18 protein-coding genes and 1 tRNA gene are annotated in these 19,439 nt (G+C 76.1%); 9 read left to right on the top strand and 10 right to left on the bottom strand.

The window, feature by feature from the left end:
• Positions 1–92: 92 nt before the first annotated feature.
• Together GWJ10_RS11160 and GWJ10_RS11155 are read right to left on the bottom strand one after the other, a co-directional pair.
• Positions 93–1,802, bottom strand: a complete 1,710-nt coding sequence (locus GWJ10_RS11160; RefSeq protein WP_163187486.1) for a multicopper oxidase domain-containing protein — start codon at positions 1,800–1,802, stop codon at positions 93–95.
• 241 nt (positions 1,803–2,043) lie between these two features.
• Positions 2,044–2,463 carry a hypothetical protein gene (locus GWJ10_RS11155; RefSeq protein WP_163187484.1) on the bottom strand — a complete coding sequence of 140 codons (420 nt, stop codon included), beginning with the start codon at positions 2,461–2,463 and terminating at the stop codon, positions 2,044–2,046.
• Positions 2,464–2,629: 166 nt separating this feature from the next.
• Here GWJ10_RS11155 and GWJ10_RS11150 point away from each other — a divergent pair, with 166 nt between their 5' ends.
• Complete coding sequence (locus GWJ10_RS11150; RefSeq protein ID WP_206158396.1) at positions 2,630–3,958, top strand: histidine kinase; 1,329 nt, start codon at positions 2,630–2,632, stop codon at positions 3,956–3,958.
• Positions 3,955–4,674, top strand: coding sequence for a response regulator transcription factor (locus GWJ10_RS11145; RefSeq protein ID WP_163187481.1), 720 nt, complete (start codon positions 3,955–3,957; stop codon positions 4,672–4,674). The genes GWJ10_RS11150 and GWJ10_RS11145 overlap by 4 nt, the downstream gene beginning before the upstream one ends.
• A gap of 90 nt (positions 4,675–4,764) precedes the next feature.
• On the opposite strand, the gene GWJ10_RS11140 is transcribed toward GWJ10_RS11145, so the two are convergent.
• The 3 genes from GWJ10_RS11140 to ald form a co-directional block, all read right to left on the bottom strand.
• Positions 4,765–6,906, bottom strand: coding sequence for a M3 family metallopeptidase (locus GWJ10_RS11140; protein ID WP_163187479.1), 2,142 nt, complete (start codon positions 6,904–6,906; stop codon positions 4,765–4,767).
• A 77-nt stretch (positions 6,907–6,983) separates the two neighbouring features.
• Entirely contained in the window at positions 6,984–7,619 is a 636-nt protein-coding gene (locus tag GWJ10_RS11135) for a GNAT family protein (protein ID WP_163187477.1), read from the bottom strand.
• 101 nt (positions 7,620–7,720) lie between these two features.
• The gene (gene ald / locus GWJ10_RS11130) at positions 7,721–8,836 is read right to left on the bottom strand and encodes an alanine dehydrogenase (protein WP_163187475.1); all 1,116 of its coding nucleotides are present in this window, start codon (positions 8,834–8,836) and stop codon (positions 7,721–7,723) included.
• 108 nt (positions 8,837–8,944) lie between these two features.
• Here ald and GWJ10_RS11125 point away from each other — a divergent pair, with 108 nt between their 5' ends.
• Both GWJ10_RS11125 and GWJ10_RS11120 read left to right on the top strand, forming a co-directional pair.
• Positions 8,945–10,327, top strand: coding sequence for an amino acid permease (locus GWJ10_RS11125; RefSeq protein WP_163187473.1), 1,383 nt, complete (start codon positions 8,945–8,947; stop codon positions 10,325–10,327).
• Between the two features lie 68 nt (positions 10,328–10,395).
• Entirely contained in the window at positions 10,396–10,698 is a 303-nt protein-coding gene (locus tag GWJ10_RS11120; RefSeq protein ID WP_076404766.1) for a DUF1905 domain-containing protein, read from the top strand.
• Between the two features lie 77 nt (positions 10,699–10,775).
• Here GWJ10_RS11120 and GWJ10_RS11115 read toward each other — a convergent pair whose 3' ends face one another.
• The gene (locus GWJ10_RS11115; RefSeq protein WP_241005763.1) at positions 10,776–12,071 is read right to left on the bottom strand and encodes an AI-2E family transporter; all 1,296 of its coding nucleotides are present in this window, start codon (positions 12,069–12,071) and stop codon (positions 10,776–10,778) included.
• Between the two features lie 218 nt (positions 12,072–12,289).
• Here GWJ10_RS11115 and GWJ10_RS11110 point away from each other — a divergent pair.
• Positions 12,290–12,377, top strand: a tRNA-Leu gene (locus tag GWJ10_RS11110).
• A gap of 87 nt (positions 12,378–12,464) precedes the next feature.
• Here the strand turns inward: GWJ10_RS11110 and GWJ10_RS11105 are convergent.
• The 4 genes from GWJ10_RS11105 to GWJ10_RS11090 form a co-directional block, all read right to left on the bottom strand.
• Positions 12,465–12,956, bottom strand: coding sequence for a hypothetical protein (locus tag GWJ10_RS11105; RefSeq protein WP_163187471.1), 492 nt, complete (start codon positions 12,954–12,956; stop codon positions 12,465–12,467).
• A 147-nt stretch (positions 12,957–13,103) separates the two neighbouring features.
• Positions 13,104–13,958, bottom strand: coding sequence for an SDR family NAD(P)-dependent oxidoreductase (locus GWJ10_RS11100; protein WP_061267720.1), 855 nt, complete (start codon positions 13,956–13,958; stop codon positions 13,104–13,106).
• Between the two features lie 98 nt (positions 13,959–14,056).
• Positions 14,057–14,746 carry a YoaK family protein gene (locus tag GWJ10_RS11095; RefSeq protein ID WP_163187469.1) on the bottom strand — a complete coding sequence of 230 codons (690 nt, stop codon included), beginning with the start codon at positions 14,744–14,746 and terminating at the stop codon, positions 14,057–14,059.
• Between the two features lie 69 nt (positions 14,747–14,815).
• Positions 14,816–16,081, bottom strand: a complete 1,266-nt coding sequence (locus GWJ10_RS11090) for an MFS transporter (protein ID WP_163187467.1) — start codon at positions 16,079–16,081, stop codon at positions 14,816–14,818.
• A 75-nt stretch (positions 16,082–16,156) separates the two neighbouring features.
• Here GWJ10_RS11090 and GWJ10_RS11085 point away from each other — a divergent pair, with 75 nt between their 5' ends.
• The 4 genes from GWJ10_RS11085 to GWJ10_RS11070 all read left to right on the top strand — a co-directional run bounded on the left by GWJ10_RS11085 (position 16,157) and on the right by GWJ10_RS11070 (position 19,439).
• A complete protein-coding gene (locus GWJ10_RS11085) occupies positions 16,157–16,834 on the top strand; it encodes a GntR family transcriptional regulator (RefSeq protein WP_163187465.1) in 678 nt (225 codons plus the stop codon).
• A 176-nt stretch (positions 16,835–17,010) separates the two neighbouring features.
• Positions 17,011–17,601, top strand: coding sequence for a hypothetical protein (locus GWJ10_RS11080; protein ID WP_163187463.1), 591 nt, complete (start codon positions 17,011–17,013; stop codon positions 17,599–17,601).
• A gap of 201 nt (positions 17,602–17,802) precedes the next feature.
• Entirely contained in the window at positions 17,803–18,561 is a 759-nt protein-coding gene (locus GWJ10_RS11075; protein ID WP_061267715.1) for an ATP-binding cassette domain-containing protein, read from the top strand.
• Complete coding sequence (locus tag GWJ10_RS11070; RefSeq protein ID WP_163187461.1) at positions 18,558–19,439, top strand: ABC transporter permease subunit; 882 nt, start codon at positions 18,558–18,560, stop codon at positions 19,437–19,439. The genes GWJ10_RS11075 and GWJ10_RS11070 overlap by 4 nt, the downstream gene beginning before the upstream one ends.

Below are 19,439 nucleotides of genomic sequence, written 5' to 3'. Positions count from 1 at the left end.
GCTCACATCCCGGACGTCCGTCGCCGGCCGAGCACGGGTCGCCGCTCGTCCGGCGCTCGGATCGGGCGGTAGCCGCATGCTCGGCCCCCGGGTCAGTGGCCGCCGTGGGAGTCGTGGGCGAGGCGGCGTGGGCCGGTGCCGTCGCCCGGGAGCGCGTCGGCGTCGTGGTCGGGATGGGTGCCGCCGTCGGGGACGTCGATACGGGACGGCGCCTGCTCGCCCGGGGCGACGACGGCGAGCTGGCCCATCATGCCGCGGTCCTCGTGCGTGAGGAGGTGGCAGTGGAACATGTACGGGGTGGTCGGGTCGGTCGTGCCCTCGGCGGCGTCGAACCGGACGAGCAGGCGCGTCACGTGCCCCGGCCGGACGTAGACCGTGTCCTGCCACCCGGCGAGGTCCGGCCCGGGCGGCTGCCCGGCGACGTCGAGGACGCGGAACTGGACGTCGTGCACGTGGAAGTTGTGCGGGGTGTCGTCGAGCCCGGTGACCTCCCACACCTCGGTCTCGCCGACCGTGACGACCTCGTCGATCCGCGCCATGTCCATGGAGCGTCCGTTGATCGCGGCCCCGGCGAGCTGGAAGCGGCGGGTGCGCACGGCGTCGGACTCGTCGAGTGCACCCGCGGGGTCGGCGGCGCCGAGCGTGCCCGGGACGTCGGGGCTCGGCTCGAGCGTGCCGGCCGCGCGAAGCTCGAGGAGGTCGAGGGTGTCGTCGCCGCCCGAGAAGCGCTCGAACAGCGGGTTGACGCCCAGCTCGGGCGGGAAGCTGCGCAGGACCGCGCGCTGCCCCGGGGCCATGGTCACGACGACCTCCGCCCGGTCGCCCGGGGAGAGGCGCACGCGCTCGACAGACTGCGGGACGGGTAGCAGCCCACCGTCGGTCCCGACGAGCTGGACCGTGCCGCCGTCGGCGAGGCCGACGTCGTAGACGCGCGAGTCGGAGCCGTTGAGCAGGCGCAGGCGGACGCGCTCGGTCGTGACGTCGAGGTAGGGCCCCGGTGTGCCGTTGACGAGCACCCTGTCGCCGAGCGGGCCGACCGGCGAGAGGAAGGAGACGGCGTCGTCGAGCCGCCCGTCGGCGTGAAAGCTCTTGTCCTGGAGGATGACGGGGACGTCGTCGACGCCGTACTCGTGCGGCAGGTCGGCGGCCGGGCCGTCGGCGGCGGCAGGGTCGTCGAGGAGGAACATCCCCGCGAGCCCGCGGTACACCTGGCTCGCGGTCTGCCCGTGCAGGTGCGGGTGATACCAGAGGGTCGCGGCGGGCTGGTCGATCGTCCACGTGGGCGACCACGTCTCGCCCGGCTCGACCATCTGGTGGGGGCCGCCGTCCATCGCGGACGGCAGGTGCATGCCGTGCCAGTGGAGCGTCGTCGTCTCGTCGAGGGCGTTCGTCACGTCGACGCGCACGCGCTCCCCGCGCGCGGCCCGCAGGGTGGGGCCCAGGTAGTCGCCGTTCAGCCCGATCGTCGGGGTCGGGGCGGACGCGCCGAGGTCGGCGACGCCCTCGCGCGCCTCGAGCTCGAAGACGCGCACGCCGTCCTCCACGCGTGACTCCGCGAGCGGCGGGACGGCGAGCGGCCGCGTGAACTCCACGGCTCCCGCCGTGCTCGTCGCGGCGCGCGCCCACGCGACGCCCACGACCGCGGCGACGGCTCCGACGAACAGGACGACGACGAGCCCGAGCACGAGGAGGACGCGGGCGAGCGGGCCACGCCGCCGTCGCGGGCGACGCCCGGGCGGTCCGACGGGTGCCCCGGGGGTCGGGGGGACGGCGGGCGGCGGGGTGGTGTACGTGGTCGTCATCGGGTCTTCTCCAGGGTGGACGACGGCGGGCGGCGGGTGCGGTTCGACGGCGGCCCGGCGGTGCGGGCGACGCTGTCGACGCTAGGGACCGGGCGGTGCCGGGCGCGTCCGCTCGGAAGCGTACGCGCGCCCGGAACCGACCCCGAGCGCGCGCGGTCGCGGCTCGGGGTGGTGCCAGGGACGGGGCGGTCGCGGAGTCGGGGAGGCGGGGTGGCGCCGCGAGACGTCGGCTGGTCGGGCCTCAACGACGTCGGGTCGCGAGGAGACCGAGCGCCACGGCCCCCGCGAGCGCGCCCCAGGCCGAGTTGGTGAGCAGCATCGGGACGATCGCGACGGGGTGCGCGACGGGGCCCTGGAGCTCGCCGGTGAGGATCGGCGACAGCACGGCGCTGAGGATCAGCGCGAGGACGCCGTAGGCGAGCCCGACGGCCACGCCGGTCGCGAGCGGGTGCGCCGGGTGGGCGACGACGATCGCGCCGACCCACACGACCGTGAGCACGAGGGTCGTGAGCAGGGGCGCGGCGGGCCTGCCGATCGCGTCGTCGAGGCCTGTGACGCTCAGGAGCGGTCGGACGAGCGCGAGCGCGCCGAGCCCGAGGACGAGCGGCCAGCTCAGCGAGGAGACGATCTCGCCGAGCGTGGAGCGGGGAGTCGGGTTCATGGCGTCGACGCTAGGGAGCCGCGGTGCGGCGCCGCGTCCGCCCCGGCGCGCGACGCGATGCGTCGTCCCGCGCCCCGCGCGTACGCGTCTCGACGTAGTCGACCCTGACGTGGACCCGCCCCACGACGGACGCGCGTCGGGGTGCGTCTTCCTAGACTCGGTGGTCGTGACGTCCCGCGATCTCCCGCACGACCGGCCCGCCGGGTCGCCTCCCGCGACCCGGCCGTCGCGCCCGTCGCCCCCGCCGTGGCTCATCGACGCCCTGCTGGGGTTCGCGGTGTTCGACGTCGTCGCGTTCGCCATCGCCGCCGACGTCGGGGGCACGCGGGCCGACCCGTGGGTCGCGTACCCGATCGCCCTCGTGCTGGGTCTCCTCGTGCTCGGCCGGCGCCGCTTCCCCGTCGGGGTCCTCGTCGCGACCGCGCTGGTCATCTGCGCCTACTACACGCTCGACCTGCCCGCGATCGGCCTCGCCCTGCCCGTCTCGGTCGCCCTGTACTCGGCGGCCGTCGCGGGCCGGCTCGGCTGGGCCGTCGGGGTCGCGGCGGCGCTCGTCGTCGCCTCGACGTACTTCCGGCTCGCCGAGGGCGACGACGTCCGGTACGTCGTCGGCTACGAGCTGGCGACGACCGTGGCGCTCATGGCCGCGGCGATCGCCCTCGGGCATGGGTCGTTCACCCGCCGGCAGCGCGACGAGCAGCGGCGCCACGCGGACGCGCTGCGCGAGCAGACGCTCGAGCTCGAGTCCGCCGACCGGCTCGCGCACGACCGGGAGGCCGTCGCCCGCGACCTGCACGACGTCGTCGGGCACCACCTCGCCGTCGTCTCCCTGCACACGAACGTCGCCCGCGAGGCACTCGACGACGTGGAGGCCGTCGGTGCCGCACAGTCGGACGCGCTCGCGGCCGCGCGGGCCGAGCTCGAGCTCGTCCGGACGGCCACGACGACGGCCCTGGCGGACCTGCGCGCCACGGTGCGCGCGCTGCGCGGGACGGCCGCGCCCGCGGGGCTCGCGGACCAGGCGCGCATCGACCGGCTCGACGACCTCGCGCGCACGGCCCGGGCGGCCGGGCTCGACGTCACCCTCGACGTCGACCTGCCCTCGGGGACCGCGGAGGGCACCGCCGCGGGCGCGGCGGCGTACCGGGTCGTCCAGGAGGGCCTGACCAACGTGCTGCGGCACGCGGGGGCGCGCGCCGCCGTCGTCCGCGTGGCGCTGGAGCGCTCGCCCGGTGCACCGGGCGACGTGCTCGCGGTCGAGGTGCGCGACGACGGCCCCGGGGCTCGGGGCGAGGGGGACGCCACGGACCGTGGCGGGTTCGGGCTGCGCGGCCTGCGCGAGCGCGTCGGGGTCCTGGGCGGCACCGTCGAGGCCACCACGCCCGACAGCGGTGGGTTCCGGCTGCGGGCACGCGTGCCGCTCACGCCCGGCGCCGCGGTGAGCGGGGCGGCTTCCGCCCGGCGACCGCAGTCCTCGGGCGGGGGTGCCCCGTGATCCGCGTCGTGCTGGTCGACGACCAGCCCCTCGTCCGGACGGGCATCCGCGCGCTGCTCGAGCGGGCGGACGACGTCGAGGTCGTCGGCGAGGCGCCCGACGGTCGCGAGGGCGTCGCGCTCGTGCGCCGCGTGCGCCCCGACGTCGTCCTCATGGACCTCCAGATGCCCGTGGTCGACGGGATCGCGGCCACGCGTCAGATCGTCGACGATGCGGCCCCCGGCTCGGGGCTGCCGGGCGGCGCGACGGGGGCGGACGGTGCGGTGCCCGGACCGCGCGTCGTGGTCCTCACGACGTTCGACGACGACGCGAACCTCTTCGCGGCGCTGCGGGCCGGGGCGTCGGGCTTCCTGCTCAAGGACGCGAGCCCGGACGAGCTGCGCGGCGCGGTGCGCACGGCCGCCGCGGGCGACGCGCTGCTCTCCCCCGCGGTGACGGCGCGCGTGGTCGCGCAGGCGGTGGACGCCGGGCGGCGTGACGACGCGCTCGCCGCCGCGGTCGCCGACCGGCTCACGGACCGCGAGCGCGAGGTGCTCGCGCACGTCGGCCGCGGACTGACGAACGACGAGATCGGCGCGGCCCTGTTCATGAGCCCGGCGACGGCGCGCACGCACGTGGGCCGCATCCTCGCCAAGCTGGGGGTGCGGGACCGGGCCGGTCTCGTCGTCGTCGCCTACGAGACCGGCCTGGTCCGCCCGGGCACCCCGCCCAGGTAGAGCCGAGGTCCGCGAGGTAGAGGCGTGGTCACCACCACACCTCTACCTCGCGCTACCACGGCTCTACCTCGCGACGGGAGTGGCCCCACCTCAGGCGTCGAGACCGCGACGCGCGAGGAGCGGCGCGATGTCGGCGTCGCGGCCGCGCAGCTCGCGGAACGAGAGGAGCGGGTCCTGCGACCCGCCGCGCGCGAGCAGCACGCGACGGAAGCGCTCGCCGTTCTCGCGCGACAGGCCGCCGTTCTCGCGGTACCACTCGACGGTGTCGGCGTCGAGGACCTCGGACCAGATGTACGAGTAGTACCCGGCCGCGTACCCGCCCCCGAACACGTGGTTGTAGTACGTCGTGCGGTAGCGCGGCGGGACGGGCGCGAACGCGACGCCCGCCGCCTCGAGCGCGGCGGCCTCGAACGGTACGACGTCGGCCTCCGACGCGGGGACGCCGTCGGGCCCGACCTGGTGCCAGGCCTGGTCGAGCAGCGCAGCGGCGAGGTACTCGGTCGTGCCGAAGCCCTCGTTGAACTGGCGCGAGGCGAGCATCGTGTCGACCCACTCGGCGGGCATCGGCTCGCCCGTGACGTGGTGCACCGCGTAGGAGCGCAGGACCGTCGGCTCCCACGCCCACATCTCGTTGACCTGCGAGGGGTACTCGACGAAGTCGCGCGGCACCTCGGTGCCGGACTGCGACGGGTAGCGCACGTCGGAGAACAGGCCGTGCAGCGCGTGCCCGAACTCGTGGAAGAGCGTGATGACCTCGTCCCAGACGAGCAGCGTGGGCTGGCCGGCCGGCGGCTTGACGATGTTGAGGTTGTTGACGACGACCGGCTTCTGCCCGAGCAGGTGGTTCTGGTCGACGAGGTTGTTCATCCAGGCGCCGCCGCGCTTGGACTCACGCGTGTACCAGTCGGCGAGGAAGAGACCCAGGCCCTGGCCCGGCTCCCCCGGCGTCTCGGCGTCGAACACCTCGAAGACGCGCACGTCCGGGTGGTACCCGACGAGGTCGTGGCGCTCGGCGAAAGAGATGCCGAACAGGCGGTTCGCGGCCAGGAACACGCCGTCGTGCACGACGCGCTCGAGCTCGAGGTACGGGCGCAGCAGCGCGTCGTCGAGCGCGTAGCGGTCCTTGCGCACGCGCTCGGCGTAGAACGACCAGTCGGACGCGCGCAGCGTCGCGCCCGGCTCGTCGGCCCGCAGCGCCGTCTCGAGGTCGGCCGCCTCGCGGCGCGCGTTCGCGACGGCAGCGGGAGCGAGCCGTGCGAGCATCGCGTTCACGGCCTCGGTCGTCTTGGCGGTCGCGTCCTCGGCGACGTACGCGGCGTGGTGCTCGTAGCCGAGCAGGCGCGCACGCTCGGCGCGCAGGCGCACGGTCTCGAGCACGATCTCGCGCGTGTCGTGGTCGTCGCCGGTCGCACCGCGAGACTCCGACGCCTGCTGCACGCGCTCGCGCACGTCGCGGCGCGCGAGCGAGGCGAGGACGCCCTGCTGGGTGGGGAGCTGCATCTCCAGCAGCCACGCGCCCTCGTGCCCCCGCGCGGCGGCGGCCGCCGCCGCGCCCGCGACGGCGTCCTCGGCCAGGCCGTCGAGCTCCGCGCGGTCGGTGACGAGCACGCTCGCGGCGTTCGCGCCGGCGAGCAGCTTGCGGCCGAACGCGGCCTCGAGCGTGGTCAGGCGGCCGTTGAGCGCGCGCAGGCGCTCCTGCTGCTCCGCGTCGAGCTCCACGCCCGAACGGCGGAACCGGACGAGCAGCGTGCGGAGCAGCCACGCGGCGTCCGGCTCGAGGGTCTGCTCGCCGGCGTCCACCGCGTCCTGGAGCGCGCGGGCGCGGGCGTAGAGGCGCGCGTCCATGTAGATCGCGTCGTGGTGCGCGGCGAGCTCGGGCGCGAACTCCTCCTCGATCTGCTCCAGGCCCGGCGTCGCGTCGGCCGAGAGCTGGTTGTAGAACGCGTTGAGCACGCGCGCGAGGTCGCGGCCCGACCGCTCGAGCGCCTCGAGCACGCTCGCGGCGGTGGGCGGCGCGTCGTCGGTCGCGACCGCCTCGATCGCCGCGCGCTGCGCGGCCGTCGCGGCCCGCAGCGCCGGGAGGTAGTGCTCCTCACGGATGGCGTCGTAGTCGGGCAGCTCGTACGGCAGCACCGACGGCGCCGCGAACGGGTTGGCGGGGTCGAGGTCGAGAAGGGCCGGCGCGGTGGTGGGCGCGGGCGCGGCGGCGCGCGTCGTGGGCTCGGAGGTCATGGTGCCCATCTTGGCCCGCGGGCGGGCACGACGGAAACGGATACCTCGCCGCCCGGGAGCGCCGTGGCGGTACGGCGTCAGGCCGTGCGGCCCGACGGCGGCGCGTCCGCCGGCCACGGCTCCGCCGGCTCGCGCGGGTCGTCGGGCAGGAGCGTGCCGAGCCACGCGTCACGTCGCTCGCCGCGCTGCAGCGCGAAGCCGCGCACCGTGCCCTCGACCCGGAAGCCGAGGCGCCACGCGGTCCGGCGCGAGGGCCAGTTGCCGACGTACGCCTGCCAGAAGAGCCGCGCGAGACCCGCCCCCTCGGGGTCGAAAGCCCAGTCGACGACGAGGCGGCCCGCAGCCGTCATGAGGCCCCGGCCCCGGGCACCGGGGGCGGTCCAGTAGCCGATCTCGGCCGACCGCCGGCCCTCGGGCGCGTCGTCGAGGCTCAGGCCGATCATGCCGAGGAGCGGGCCCACGCCGTCAGGGCCGGGGATGCCCGAGCGGCCCGCGCTCTCGCGCACGCCCCACGTGAGGACATCCCCGCGCTCCCACCCGGGACCGACGTACTCCTGGACGAACTGCACCGCGTTCGCGCGCGTGTACGGCGACGGCACCACCGTCCATGCGGCGACGTCGGGGTCCTGGCACGCGGACGTGATCGCGTCGACGTCGTCGAGGGTCGGGATGGACAGGTGGACGTGGCCGTCGTCGAGGGCGAAGGGGTGCACCCGCCCGAGCCTGGCACGCCGTGCCGCGCGGCGTCACCCGGATTCGCCGCCCTGGTGATGGCAGCGACGGCCGTTCTCGACCGTGCCCCGACCCGGGTGGGTCACCGGCGCAGGGCGTCCTCCACGGGGGTCCACGGCAGGTCGTGCGCGGCGGCCACCGCCGCGTTGAGGAGCGTGCCGCGGTGGGTGGACGCCCCCGACCGCAGGAGCGGGGCCTCCCGCAGCGCGTCGACCCCGCCGTCCGCGAGCGCCGCGAGGTACGGGAGCGTCGCGCTGGTCAGCGCGAGCGTGCTCGTCACGGGGACCGCGCCGGGCATGTTCGCGACGCAGTAGAACGTGGTGCCGTGGACGGCGAAGGTCGGGTCGTCGTGGGTCGTGGGCCGCGACCCCTCGAAGCACCCGCCCTGGTCCACGGCGACGTCCACGAGCACGGCGCCGGGCCGCATCCGCGCGACGAGGTCGTCGGTGACGAGGCGCGGGGCGCGCGCCCCCGCGACGAGCACGGCGCCGACGACGAGGTCGGCCTCCAGCACCTCGCGCTCGATCGCGTACGCGCTCGACACGACGGTGCGCACGTGCCCGGAGAACTCCCGGTCGACGGCGCGCAGCACGGGCAGCGCGAGGTCGACGACCGTGACCTCGGCGCGCATGCCGACGGCGATCTCGGCGGCGTGGCGCCCCGCGGTGCCGCCCCCGAGCACGACGACCCGGCCGGGTCGCGTCCCGGGCACGCCGCCGAGCAGGACGCCGCGGCCGCCTGCCGGGCGCTGGAGGAGCCACGCGCCGACCTGGGTCGCCATGCGTCCGGCGACCTCGCTCATGGGCGCCAGGAGCGGGAGGGTGCCGTCCGGGGCCCGGGCGGTCTCGTAGGCGACCGCGGTGGTGCCGGCGTCGAGCAGGGCGCGCGTGCACGCCGCGTCGGCCGCGAGGTGGAGGTAGGCGAAGAGCAGGAGGTCGTCGCGCAGGAAGCGGTGCTCGCTCGCGACCGGCTCCTTGACCTTGCAGACGAGCTCCGCCTCGCCCCAGACCTCCTCGGCGGTCGGCACGATGCGCGCTCCCGCGCTCTCGAACTCCGCGTCGGGCAGGTGGGAGCCGGTCCCGGCCCCGGACTGGACGAGCACGTCGTGCCCGGCCCGTACGAGGTGGTGCGCGCCGGCGGGGGTGAGCGCGACGCGGTCCTCGTGGTTCTTGACCTCGGTGGGTATCCCGATCCTCATGGTCCAGTGTGGCCGCAGGCTGCCGTCGTGCGCAGGGTGGCAGGATCTTGTGCCTGCGTGTCCTGCCTGCCACTCGTCCGGCCCCGCCGTCGTTGCCAGGGTGGGCGGGTGGACCCGACGACCTCCCGCACAGCCCGGCCCGCCCCGACGGGCGGCCCGGTCTCCCCCTCCGGACGGGATCTGCCCGCCAGCCCGCTCGACCGGTCCCCGACGGGCACGCTGGGCCTCGCGCGCGGCAGCGCGCTCTACGTCGCGAGCGTCCTCGGGACCGGCGTCCTCGCGCTGCCGGGCCTCGCGACGCGCGTCGCCGGGCCCGCGTCCGTGCTCGCCGTCGCGCTCGTCCTCGTGGCGAGCGTGCCGCTCGCGGGGACGTTCGCCGCGCTCGCCGCACGGCACCCCGACCGGGGCGGGGTCGCGAGCGCGGTGCGTGCGGCGCTCGGCCCGACGGCGGCCCGCGCCACCGGGTACTGGTTCTCCTTCGGCGTGTGCGCGGGCGTCCCCGTCGTCGCGGTGCTCGGGGCCGAGTACGTCGTCGCCGTCGTCGGGGCGGACCGCGCGGTCGTCCCGGTCGTGGCGGTCGCGCTCGTCGTCGTGCCGGCGCTCGCCGTCGCGCTCGGGGTGCGCGTGGCGGGCGCCGTCCAGCTCGGCCTGACGACGCTCCTGCTCGCGGCCGTCGTCGTGGTGGTCGCCGCGGCGGCACCGGCGGCGAGCGCCGAGCGCTTCACGCCGTTCCTCAGCGAGGGGTGGTCCGGCGTGGGCTCCGCGGTGAGCCTGTTCGTGTGGGCGTTCGCGGGGTGGGAGGTCGGCACGCACGTCTCGGCCGACTTCCGCGACCCGCGGCGCACGATCCCCGCCGCGACGGGCGTGGCGCTCGTGGTGGTGGGCGTCGCGTACCTCGCGCTCCAGGTCACGACGGTCGGGGTGCTCGGGACGGACGCGGGGACGGGGACGGTCGCGCTCCTCGACCTCGCGCGCGTGGGCGCGCCCGGCGCGGGTCCGGTGCTCGTGGGCGTCGTCGCCGCGGTCGTCACGTCCGGGGTGCTCACCGCGTACCTCGCCGCGTTCGCGAACCTCGGGCAGGCGCTCGCCCGGGACGGCGACCTCCCGCGCCCCCTCGCCGCGCTCTCGGGCCGTGCCGGGGTGCCGCGCCGCGCGCTGGCCGTCACGCTCGCTCTCGCTGCGGGCTACCTCGCGGTGCTCGTCGCCACGGGGCTCGACCTCGAGCCGTTCGTCCGCGTCCACACGAGCAGCATGGTGGCCGTCTACGCGCTGGGCATGGTGGCGGCGCTGCGCCTGCTCCCCCGACGTTCTCCCGGTTGGTGGCTCGCCGCGGTCGCGACCGCCCTGACGGCGGTGCTGCTGCTCCTCGCGGGGGCGTCGCTCGTCGCACCGGCGCTGCTCGCCGCGGCCGCGGCCGTGGTGACGCTCGTCCGTCGTGGCGCCGCGCGGGCACGGGCCGACGACCGGTCGGCCGGGTCAGAGGGCGGCTGACAGGGCCGCACGGAAATCGCCCGGGCGGCCCGTTCCCCGCGCCCTTGCTCTCCGCTACGGTCGACGCCATGCCCACGTGGACGGACCCCGGCCCGGTGGAGTTCGACGCCGTGGTGGTCGCCGCCGGGACACGGTCGGGAGCGTTCGTCACGCTCCCCGTCGACGTCCTCGACCTGTTCGGGACGCGCGGCCGGGTCCCCGTGCTCGCAGCGGTCGACGACGTCGCGTACCACGCGTCCCTCGTCGCCTACGGCGGCCCGCACCTGCTCGCCGTGCTCCGGTCCGTGCGGGCCGCGACGGGCAAGGACGTCGGGGACACCGTGCACGTCTCGGTCCGGCTCGACGCGGGGGTGTCCGCCGTCCCGCGGTGATCCCGGTCGCCTCCCCGCGACGCGGCACCGCACGGGTCGACGCGCCTCGGCCGCGCGCCGCCCCGGAGGCGCGGCGGTCAGCTCGTCGCGCCCTCCGGGGGCGGCGGCGTGACGCCCGGGCCGACGTCCCCGAGGGCGATCTCCTTCGCCGTCGGCAGCTCGTCCTCCATCGGTGGGTCCTTGTGCCGCAGGTGCGAGAACACCGACCACGCGACCGCGACGAGCGGCACCGACACGACCGCGCCGAGGATCCCGGCGAGCAGGGTGCCGGCCGTCACGGCGATCGCGACCACCACCGGGTGGAGCGACACCTGCTTGCCCATGACGAGCGGCTGCAGCACGTGACCCTCGAACTGCCCGATGAGCGCGATGCCGATCGTCACGATCAGCGCGATGAGGAAGCCCTTGGCCGCGAGCGCGACGATCGCGGCGATGATCATCGCGAGCGGGGCGCCGATGATCGGGATGAACGCCCCGATGAACACCAGGACGGCGAGCGGCGCCGCGAGCGGGACGCCGAGGATCGCGAGGAAGATCCCCGCGAGGATGCCGTCGACGAGCGCGATGATCACCGTGCCGCGCGCGTAGCCGGAGAAGGTGTACCAGCCGGCGCCGCCCGCGATCTTCCAGCTGTCGCGCGAGCGCGACGGGAGCTGGTTGAGGAACCACGTCCACATGTCCTTGCCGCGGGCGAGGAAGAAGACCGTGCAGAAGATCGCGAGCGCGATGGCCGCGAACGCCTCGAAGACCGAGCCCGCGCTCGCCGCGGCCTGGCTCGCGATGTCACCGCCGTGCTCCGTGAGCCACTGACGCCCGTTGTCGATCCAGCCGTTGACGTCGTCCGCGGTGATCGTGACCGGCAGCGGGCCGTTCTCGAGGAAGTCGAAGATCTGCTCGATGCCCTGGTCGAACTGCTCCGCGAGGCTCTGCCACTGGCCCGCGACCGACGTGATGACGTACGTCAGCAGGCCGGCGAAGAAGAGCAGGGCCGTGAGGATCGCGAGCCCTGTGGCGAGGCCGCGCGGCATGATCCTGCTGTAGAAGTCGGTCACCGGCCGCAGGACGGACGTGATGACGAGCGCGAGGAAGACCGCCACGAACACGAGCTGCACCTGCGCGGTCGCGAAGAAGACGAGCGCGACCGCCGCGACGATCATGAGCAGGCGCCACGACCAGCCGGCCGTCGTGCGCAGCCAGGCGGGGACCGTCTCGTCGTACCCCACCACCGACGGGTTGCGGCGCGCCCCGGCGACCTTGCGCGCCGCGCTCGACGCCCCGGCGAGGTGCTTGACCGACGCCGCCGAGCGGTCAGCGCCGGTGCCCGGCCGTGGCGTCGGTGCCGGGCCTGCCGCGGGTCGCTGCTCGTCCGTCACGCGTGCCTCCGTCGCGTCGTGGCCACCATCCGCCCAGTCTGCCCCAGGTCCTCCCCGCACGCCGGGCGCCGCGCACGGCCCTGGCCGGGGTCGTGGACGAGGTCGCGGTCGAGGTCGCGGCCCTGGTCCGGGGCGTGACGGCGATGTGAGAACCAGCCCCGAACCGTGCTATGTTTTTCCCCGCACCGGAACGGCGGAAACGCCGGGAAGGTCCACTCGTCCGGGTGGCGGAATGGCAGACGCGCTAGCTTGAGGTGCTAGTGCCCTTTATCGGGCGTGGGGGTTCAAGTCCCCCTCCGGACACCATGATCGAGGCCCCTGGCCTGCGGAGACGCAGACCAGGGGCCTTTGTCGTCCCCGGGCCACGCACCAGTCCCCGGTGCGCACGTCGTGTCAGCGCTCCGGCGGGAGGACGACGTCGTCGCCCGAGGTGAGGATCGTCACGGACTCGTCCGCGGGGAGGCCTGGCACGACGACGACGCTCGTCGACGGCGCGGTGTCGAGCGTGCAGGGGCGCTCGTCGGTGCCCGCCCGGCGACCGAGGCGGAAGCTCAGCGCGCGCTCCTCGGCGTCCCACGTGTAGTCGACCGGGACGAGCGGGCACGAGCTCGACCCGAACGTCACGACGTTCACGGTCTGCGGCTCGCCGCCGCGCGCGTAGCCGACGGCCGGGGTCTCGGCGTCGGACCACGGGTGCACCTCGCCGCCCTCGGCGGGCAGCCCGAGATACGTGTGGTCCGCGACGGACGGGTCGATGGGGTCGGTGGCCGCCGCGCACGCGACGAGGACGACCGTCGCACCGATGCTCAGCACCGAGGTGCCGACGAGACGGGCCGTGCGGACGAGGACGGGCAGCTGCGGGTCGATGGCGGGCATGGTGCTCACGCTCGTCCTGAGGCACCCCGTCCCGGATCGGCCGAACGCGCCGTCCCGACCGCCCCGGGGCCTCAGCGCGTGCCGCACCTCCTCAGGACCGGCCGCTCCGAGCGTGAGGTGCCCGAGCACCGGAGGCGCCGCGCCCCGCTCGTCGGCTCACGCCGTGACGTTGGCGCTGTCGCCGCCGGTGACCGCGAGGCTCGTGCCGCTGATCATGGACGCCTCCGGCGAGGCGAGGAAGACGACGGCCGGGGCGACGTCGTCCGGCGCGAGCCACGGCACCCCGAGGGGGAGCTTGCTCGCCAGCCCGGCGGCGGCCGCCTGCTCGTCGTGGGCGACGTCGCCGGTGGGCGCCTTCCCCGACGACTCCAGGGCCTGGGCGTACCGCTCCTCGTGGCGCGTCAGGGCGGTGTCGATCAGGCCGGGGATCACGGCGTTGACGGTGATCCCGTGGGGGCCGAGGTCGAGCGCCGCGGACTTCATCAGGCCGATGAGCGCCCACTTGGACGCCGAGTACGCGCTGCCCTCGAGGGTGCCGTGCTGCCCCTGGGTCGACGAGGTGAGGACGATCCGCCCGCCGCCGCGCTCGACGAGGAGCGGCGCCGCGGCGCGCAGCACGTTCGCGGTGCCGGTGAGGTTGACGTCGATCGTGTCGTGCCAGAGCTCGTCGCTCATGTCGAGGACCGAGGCGAAGCCCTGGATCCCGGCGTTGGCGAACACGACGTCGAGGCCGCCGAACCGCTCGACGACCTCCCCGAGCGCCGCGCGCACGGCAGCAAGGTCACGCTGGTCGGCGACCAGCGGCAGCCACGACGCCCCGGCCTCCGCCACGAGCTCGCCGGTCCGCGCGAGGTCGGCCGGGCTCGCGGGCTCGTACTCGAGCGCGCGGCTCGCGACGGCCGCGATGTCGAGGCCGGCGACCCGGTAGCCCGCCCGCGCGAACGCGACCGCCGTCGCGCGCCCGATCCCGCGCGCCGCGCCGGTGACCACGACCACTCGTCCCTGGCTCATCCCGCTCTCCCTCCGAGGGTGCCGTCCCGCGAGGCTAGCCGCGGGACCGCGGGCTGGCAGCCGGAGCCGCCGACCGCCCGGCGAGCCCGTCGGGCGCGTCAGCGCGGCGCCACGGCGTCGTGGCGGCGGGCCAGGGCGAGCGTCGTCGTGCCGACCGCGACGAGGACGCCCGCCAGCAGCAGGCCGGCCGCACCGGACCACGACCGCACGACGACGGCGCCGACGGCCGCGCCCGTGCCCATCGCGAGCACGGCGCCCGCGCGTCGGGCCGCGCCCTCTCCGGACCCGCCCGCGAGCGGGCTGCTGAGAGCGAGGTTCACGAGCGTCGTGGTGACGACGACGGTCGAGACGTCCTGGACGTGGGCGCCCCGCGCGGCGACCGCCTGGGCGCCCATCACGAGCGCGAGGGCGGCGGTGAGGGCCAGCACCCCGGGCGTGGGCAGGCGCCCGACGGCGAGCCACAGCGCGCCGCCCGCGACCACGAGCACCGCTCCCCCGGCGAGCACGCCGAGCGCGCGCCGCGGCATTCGCGCGTCGTCGGCGCGCCCGCGGAGCAGCACCCCGCACAGGGCGGCGCCGAGGACGAAGGCGACGAGCGCGACGACGTTGTTGAGCAGCGGGATCCCGCCCGCACCGGCGGCGGCGAACCCGACGAAGAGCACGTTGCCCGTCATGTTGCCGGCGAACACCTGGTCGAGCGCGAGGTAGCTCACCGCGTCGACGACGCCCGTCGCCACGGTCAGGACGAGCAGGCCGGCCACGTACGGCCGGTCGCGCGGGTCGGTCATCGTCCGACCGTACGGGCCGGGACCTGGCGCGGCGCGTCGCCGGGCACCGCCCCGAGCCCGCGCGCGGCGTCACGCGCCGGCCGCGCGGTCCTCCACGTCGTCCGCCGGGCGGTCGGCGACGACGACGGCGTCGTCGACGAAGCGGGGTCGGCAGGCGAACCAGCCGCCCACGACCCCGGGGACGGCGGTCGCGGCGAGCACGACGAGCGGGACGGACCACGAGCCGGTCGCCTCGCGCAGCAGGCCGAGCCCGAGGGGCCCGCAGCAGGCGATCCCGTACCCGATGCCCTGGACGAAGCCGGACACGGCCGACGCCGCCTGGGCCGTCCGCGTGCGCCGGTTGATGAGCGTCATGCACAGGGGGAAAGTGCTCACCCCGATGCCGAGGGCGCACACCCATACCACCGTGCCGTCGAGCGGGGAGAGCAGGAGGCCCAGGTACCCGGCGACGAGCACCACCGAGCACGCGACCACGACGACGAACGGGTTGGTCATCCGGGTGGCGACCTGGGGCACCACCAGCGCCGCGAGCACTCCCCACGCCGAGTACAGCGCGACCATGGAACCACCGAGCGCCGCGCTGCCTCCGGCGTCGGTGAGGACCGCCGGCACCCACGTGATGATCGCGTAGTTCGACAACGACATCATGGCGAAGAGGCCGACGAGGCCCCACGCGGTGGACGACCGGCCGACCCGGAGGCGCGCACCGGCCGCCGCGACGGGTGCGGGCGCGTGGTGGGCGGCGGGCAGCCGGAGCGCGAGCAGGAGCCAGACGACGGCGGCCACGGCGGCGGGCCCGGCCCAGAGCCCCACGGACAGGCGCCAGCTGCTCGCCTCGGCGACCGGCACCGCGAGCAGCGGGGCGACGAACTGCCCCGTCTGCAGGAGGAGGAGGTAGAGCGAGGTCCACAGCGCGAGTCGGTCGGAGAACCAGGCCTTCACCAGCGGCACGATGACGACGTTCGCCGCCCCGATGCCCGCGAGCGCGAGCACCGTCGACAGGACGAGCACGGTCGTCGTCGGGGAGGACGCGCGCAGCACGAGGGACAGCGCGGTGAGAGCGAGGGCCACGGTCGCCGTGCGCTCGAGCCCGAACCGCCGCGTGACCGCGGGCGCGAGGAAGCCGAACACGGCGAACGACGCCGCGGGGACCGTGCCGAGCAGCCCCGCGACGGCGACCCCGAACCCGAGGTCGGCGCCCACCATCTCCAGCAGCGGGGTGAACCCGGTGACCGCCGTCCGGAGGTTGAGGGCCGTCAGCGCGACGGCGAAGCCCGCCCAGAGCGTGAGGCGTCCGGGGCGCATGCGGGGTCGGGAGGGAGAGAGGGTGGTCACGCTACACTCCACACTGAGGTCGGCGGATGATGGGATCATGGGATGAATCTGGAGCAGTCTGGCACAGGCGGACCGATGCGTCGAGTAGGCCTCATCGACCAGGCCGCGGCGCGCTTCCGGGACGAGATCGTCTCGGGTCGCTGGGCGGTCGGCGAACGGATCCCCACGGAGGCCGCGCTCGTGGCGGAGTTCGGCGTCGGGCGCAACACCGTGCGCGAGGCGCTGCAGTCGCTCGTCCACGCGGGGCTGCTGCGCCGCGAGCAGGGCCGCGGCACGTTCGTCATCTCGAGCTCCGAGCTGACCGGCACCCTGGAGCGCCAGCTCGCGGGCGGCAGCCGCCGCCACTACCTCGAGCTCCGCCTCGCCCTCGACAGCACCGCCGCCTCGCTCGCCGCGGCGAGCCGCTCGGACGACGACGTCGAGCACCTGCGCGAGCTGCGCGACCGGCGGGAGGCGGCCTGGGAGGCCGACGACCGCGACGCCCGCGCGCGCGCCGACCTCGACCTGCACCGCGCGATCGTCGCCGCGACGCACAACCCGCTCTACGTCACGCTCTACTCGAGCATGCTCGACGTCTTCACCGTGCACATGCGCGACGAGGAGAACGAGGACGACGAGGCGGCGCACCGCCACCACCACGAGCTGGTCGAGGCCGTCGCGCGGCAGGACGCCGCCGGGGCCGCCGCCGCGGTCGCCGCCATCTTCGGCCCGTTCCTGCCGGGAGCGGACGCCGCGCACTCCCCTGTCCGGTGAGGCACGGCACCCGGCCGGGCGGCAGAACGCGCCGGGACAGCGAGAGGCCCCGTCGTGTGGAGCGACGGGGCCTCTCGATCCGCTGTCTCATTCGGATCCCGCCGGCGCTCTCACGCCGGAAGCATGCCCCCGAGCCTACCGCTCCCGCGCGGACCCGGGTGCCGTAGCGTCGGGGCGTGACCGCGACCACGCCCGGCGACGACCGGGCGGAGCTCCTCTGGCTGCCCGTCGGGGCGGGGGGCCACGTCGTCCGCCGCACGAGCGCCGCGTGGGAGCGCGCCGCCGCGCTGCTCGCGCGGCGGCGTCCCCGCCCGCTGTTCCACGCGGCGCTGGGACTGCGGTGCGACGGGGTGCCGTACGTCGTCGAGATGACTCCTGCGTGGGGCGGCCCGCCGTGCGACCGGGGCGTCGTCGCGACCGGCCCCGTGGGCCTGCGGCCGCTGGGCCGCTCCCGCTGGTTCCGGTACGAGGTGCGCTGCTGGGCGCACGGCGCGATCCCCGACCGCGAGCACGCCGTCGGGCCACCCGTCGTCGTCACGCGCGACGCCGCCGCAGTCGCGCGGATCCTGCGGGCGGTGCGTGGCGTCCCGCCGCTCACGTGGGGTCGGCGGCCCTCCGGCGGGAACGGGATGTGGAACTCGAACTCGCTCGTCGCGTGGTCCCTCGCCCGGGCAGGGCTCGCGACCGACCACGTCCCCCCGGGCGGCGGGCGCGCACCGGGATGGGACGCGGGCGTCCGGGTGGCCGCGAGGACCGCCACGGCCTGACCGTCGTCGTGCCCGCAGGGGCCGCGCCCCCCGTCCCGCCCGGCCGCACCGTCCCACCCGGGCACGACCTCCTCCTCCCCGAGGAGGAGGCGGGAGGGTCGCGGATCTCGGCCGACCGCCCGAGCCGGGGTTCCCGCAAGCGTCCGTAGCGTCGACGACGGCGGTGCCCGACGACCGGGCCCGCGGACGACGGGAGGACCGATGATCCAGGTGGAGGCGCTGACGAAGCGCTACGGACCCACGACGGCGGTGGACGGGCTGACGTTCACGGCGCGGCCCGGGACCGTGACGGGCTTCCTCGGCCCGAACGGTGCCGGGAAGTCCACGACGATGCGCGTCGTCGTCGGGCTGGAGCGCCCGACCTCCGGCACGGCGACCGTCGACGGTCGCCGGTACGCGGACCTGCCGGCGCCCCTGCGCGCGGTCGGGGTCATGCTCGACGCGCGCTCCGTGCACCCGGGCCGCACGGCGTTCCGCCACCTGACGGCGCTCGCCCGCACCCACGGGATCGGGCGGGCGCGCGTGGACGAGGTGATCGGGATGACCGGCCTCGAGAGCGTCGCAGGGCGACGCGCGGGCACGTTCTCGCTCGGGATGGGCCAGCGTCTCGGCATCGCGGGCGCGCTCCTCGGCGACCCCGGCACGCTCGTCCTCGACGAGCCCGTCAACGGCCTCGACCCCGACGGCGTGCTGTGGGTGCGCGGGCTCGTGCGCGGTCTCGCGGCGGAGGGCCGCGCGGTGCTGCTGTCGTCCCACCTCATGCACGAGCTCGCGCTGTGCGCCGACCGCGTCGTCGTCATCGGCCAGGGCCGGCTGCTCGCCGACGCGCCGGTGCAGGAGCTCGCGGGCGCGGCGGGCTCGCTCGAGGAGGCGTACCTGCGGCTCACCGCCGACGCCGTCCAGTACCGCGGCCGTGCCGCGGGCGAGACCGGTCTGGCGTCGGCCGGAGGTGCCCGATGACCGCCCCCACCGCACCGACCGCGTCGTCACGGCGTGCGCACCCGGCGGCGCCCCGGCCCGCGAGCGCCGGTGACCCCACGCTCCCCCGCGCCGTCGCCGCGGAGTGGACGAGGCTGACGAGCCTGCGCTCGTCGTGGTGGGCGGCCGCTCTCACCGTCGTCGTCTCGGCCGTGCTGACGTACCTCTCGGCCCAGGCGTCGTCCGTGGACCCGGGGTTCGACCCGCTCGGCTCCCTCACGTCGGGCCTGCTGCTGGCCCAGGTGCCGCCGCTCGTCCTCGGCGTCCTCGTCGGGACGGGCGAGTACAGCACGGGCACGTTCCGCACGACGTTCGTCGCCGAGCCGCGGCGCTGGCCCGTGCTCGTCGGGCAGACGGCGGCGACCGCCGCGTTCGCGCTGCTCACCGCGGTGCTCGCGGTCGGGGCGGCGGTGCTCGCGCTGCTGCCGTCGGCCCGTGCGCGCGGCCTCGCGCTCGACCTCGGCCGGGACGGCACGCCGCAGGTCCTCGTCGGGATGACGCTCCTGCTCGCCGGCATGGCGCTGCTCGGCCTCGCGCTCGGCGCGCTCGTGCGGCGGCCCGTCCCCGCCCTCACCGCGGCGGTGCTCGTCGTGCTCGTGCTGCCGGTCGCGCTCGTGCTGGCGGCCGATCTGTCGGGCGACCCGCTCGCGGCACCCGCCGGCGTCTCGTCCGCGCAGGCGGCGGTGAACACCGTCGTCACGTTCCTGCCCACCGGGGCGGCGTCCCTGCTCACGGGCGAGGGCGCGGTCGAGGGCGCACCCGACCTGGGTGCCGTCGGCGGAGGGCTCGTCCTCGCGGCGTGGGTCCTCGTCCCGCTCGCCCTGGCCGCCGTCCGCCTGCGCACGCGGGACGTGGTCTGA

The organism is Cellulosimicrobium sp. SL-1 (genome assembly GCF_011033075.1).
Lineage (GTDB): Bacteria > Actinomycetota > Actinomycetes > Actinomycetales > Cellulomonadaceae > Cellulosimicrobium > Cellulosimicrobium funkei.
Note: the sequence above shows the minus strand (reverse complement) of the source record. Positions and strands in the feature narration are given on the sequence as shown.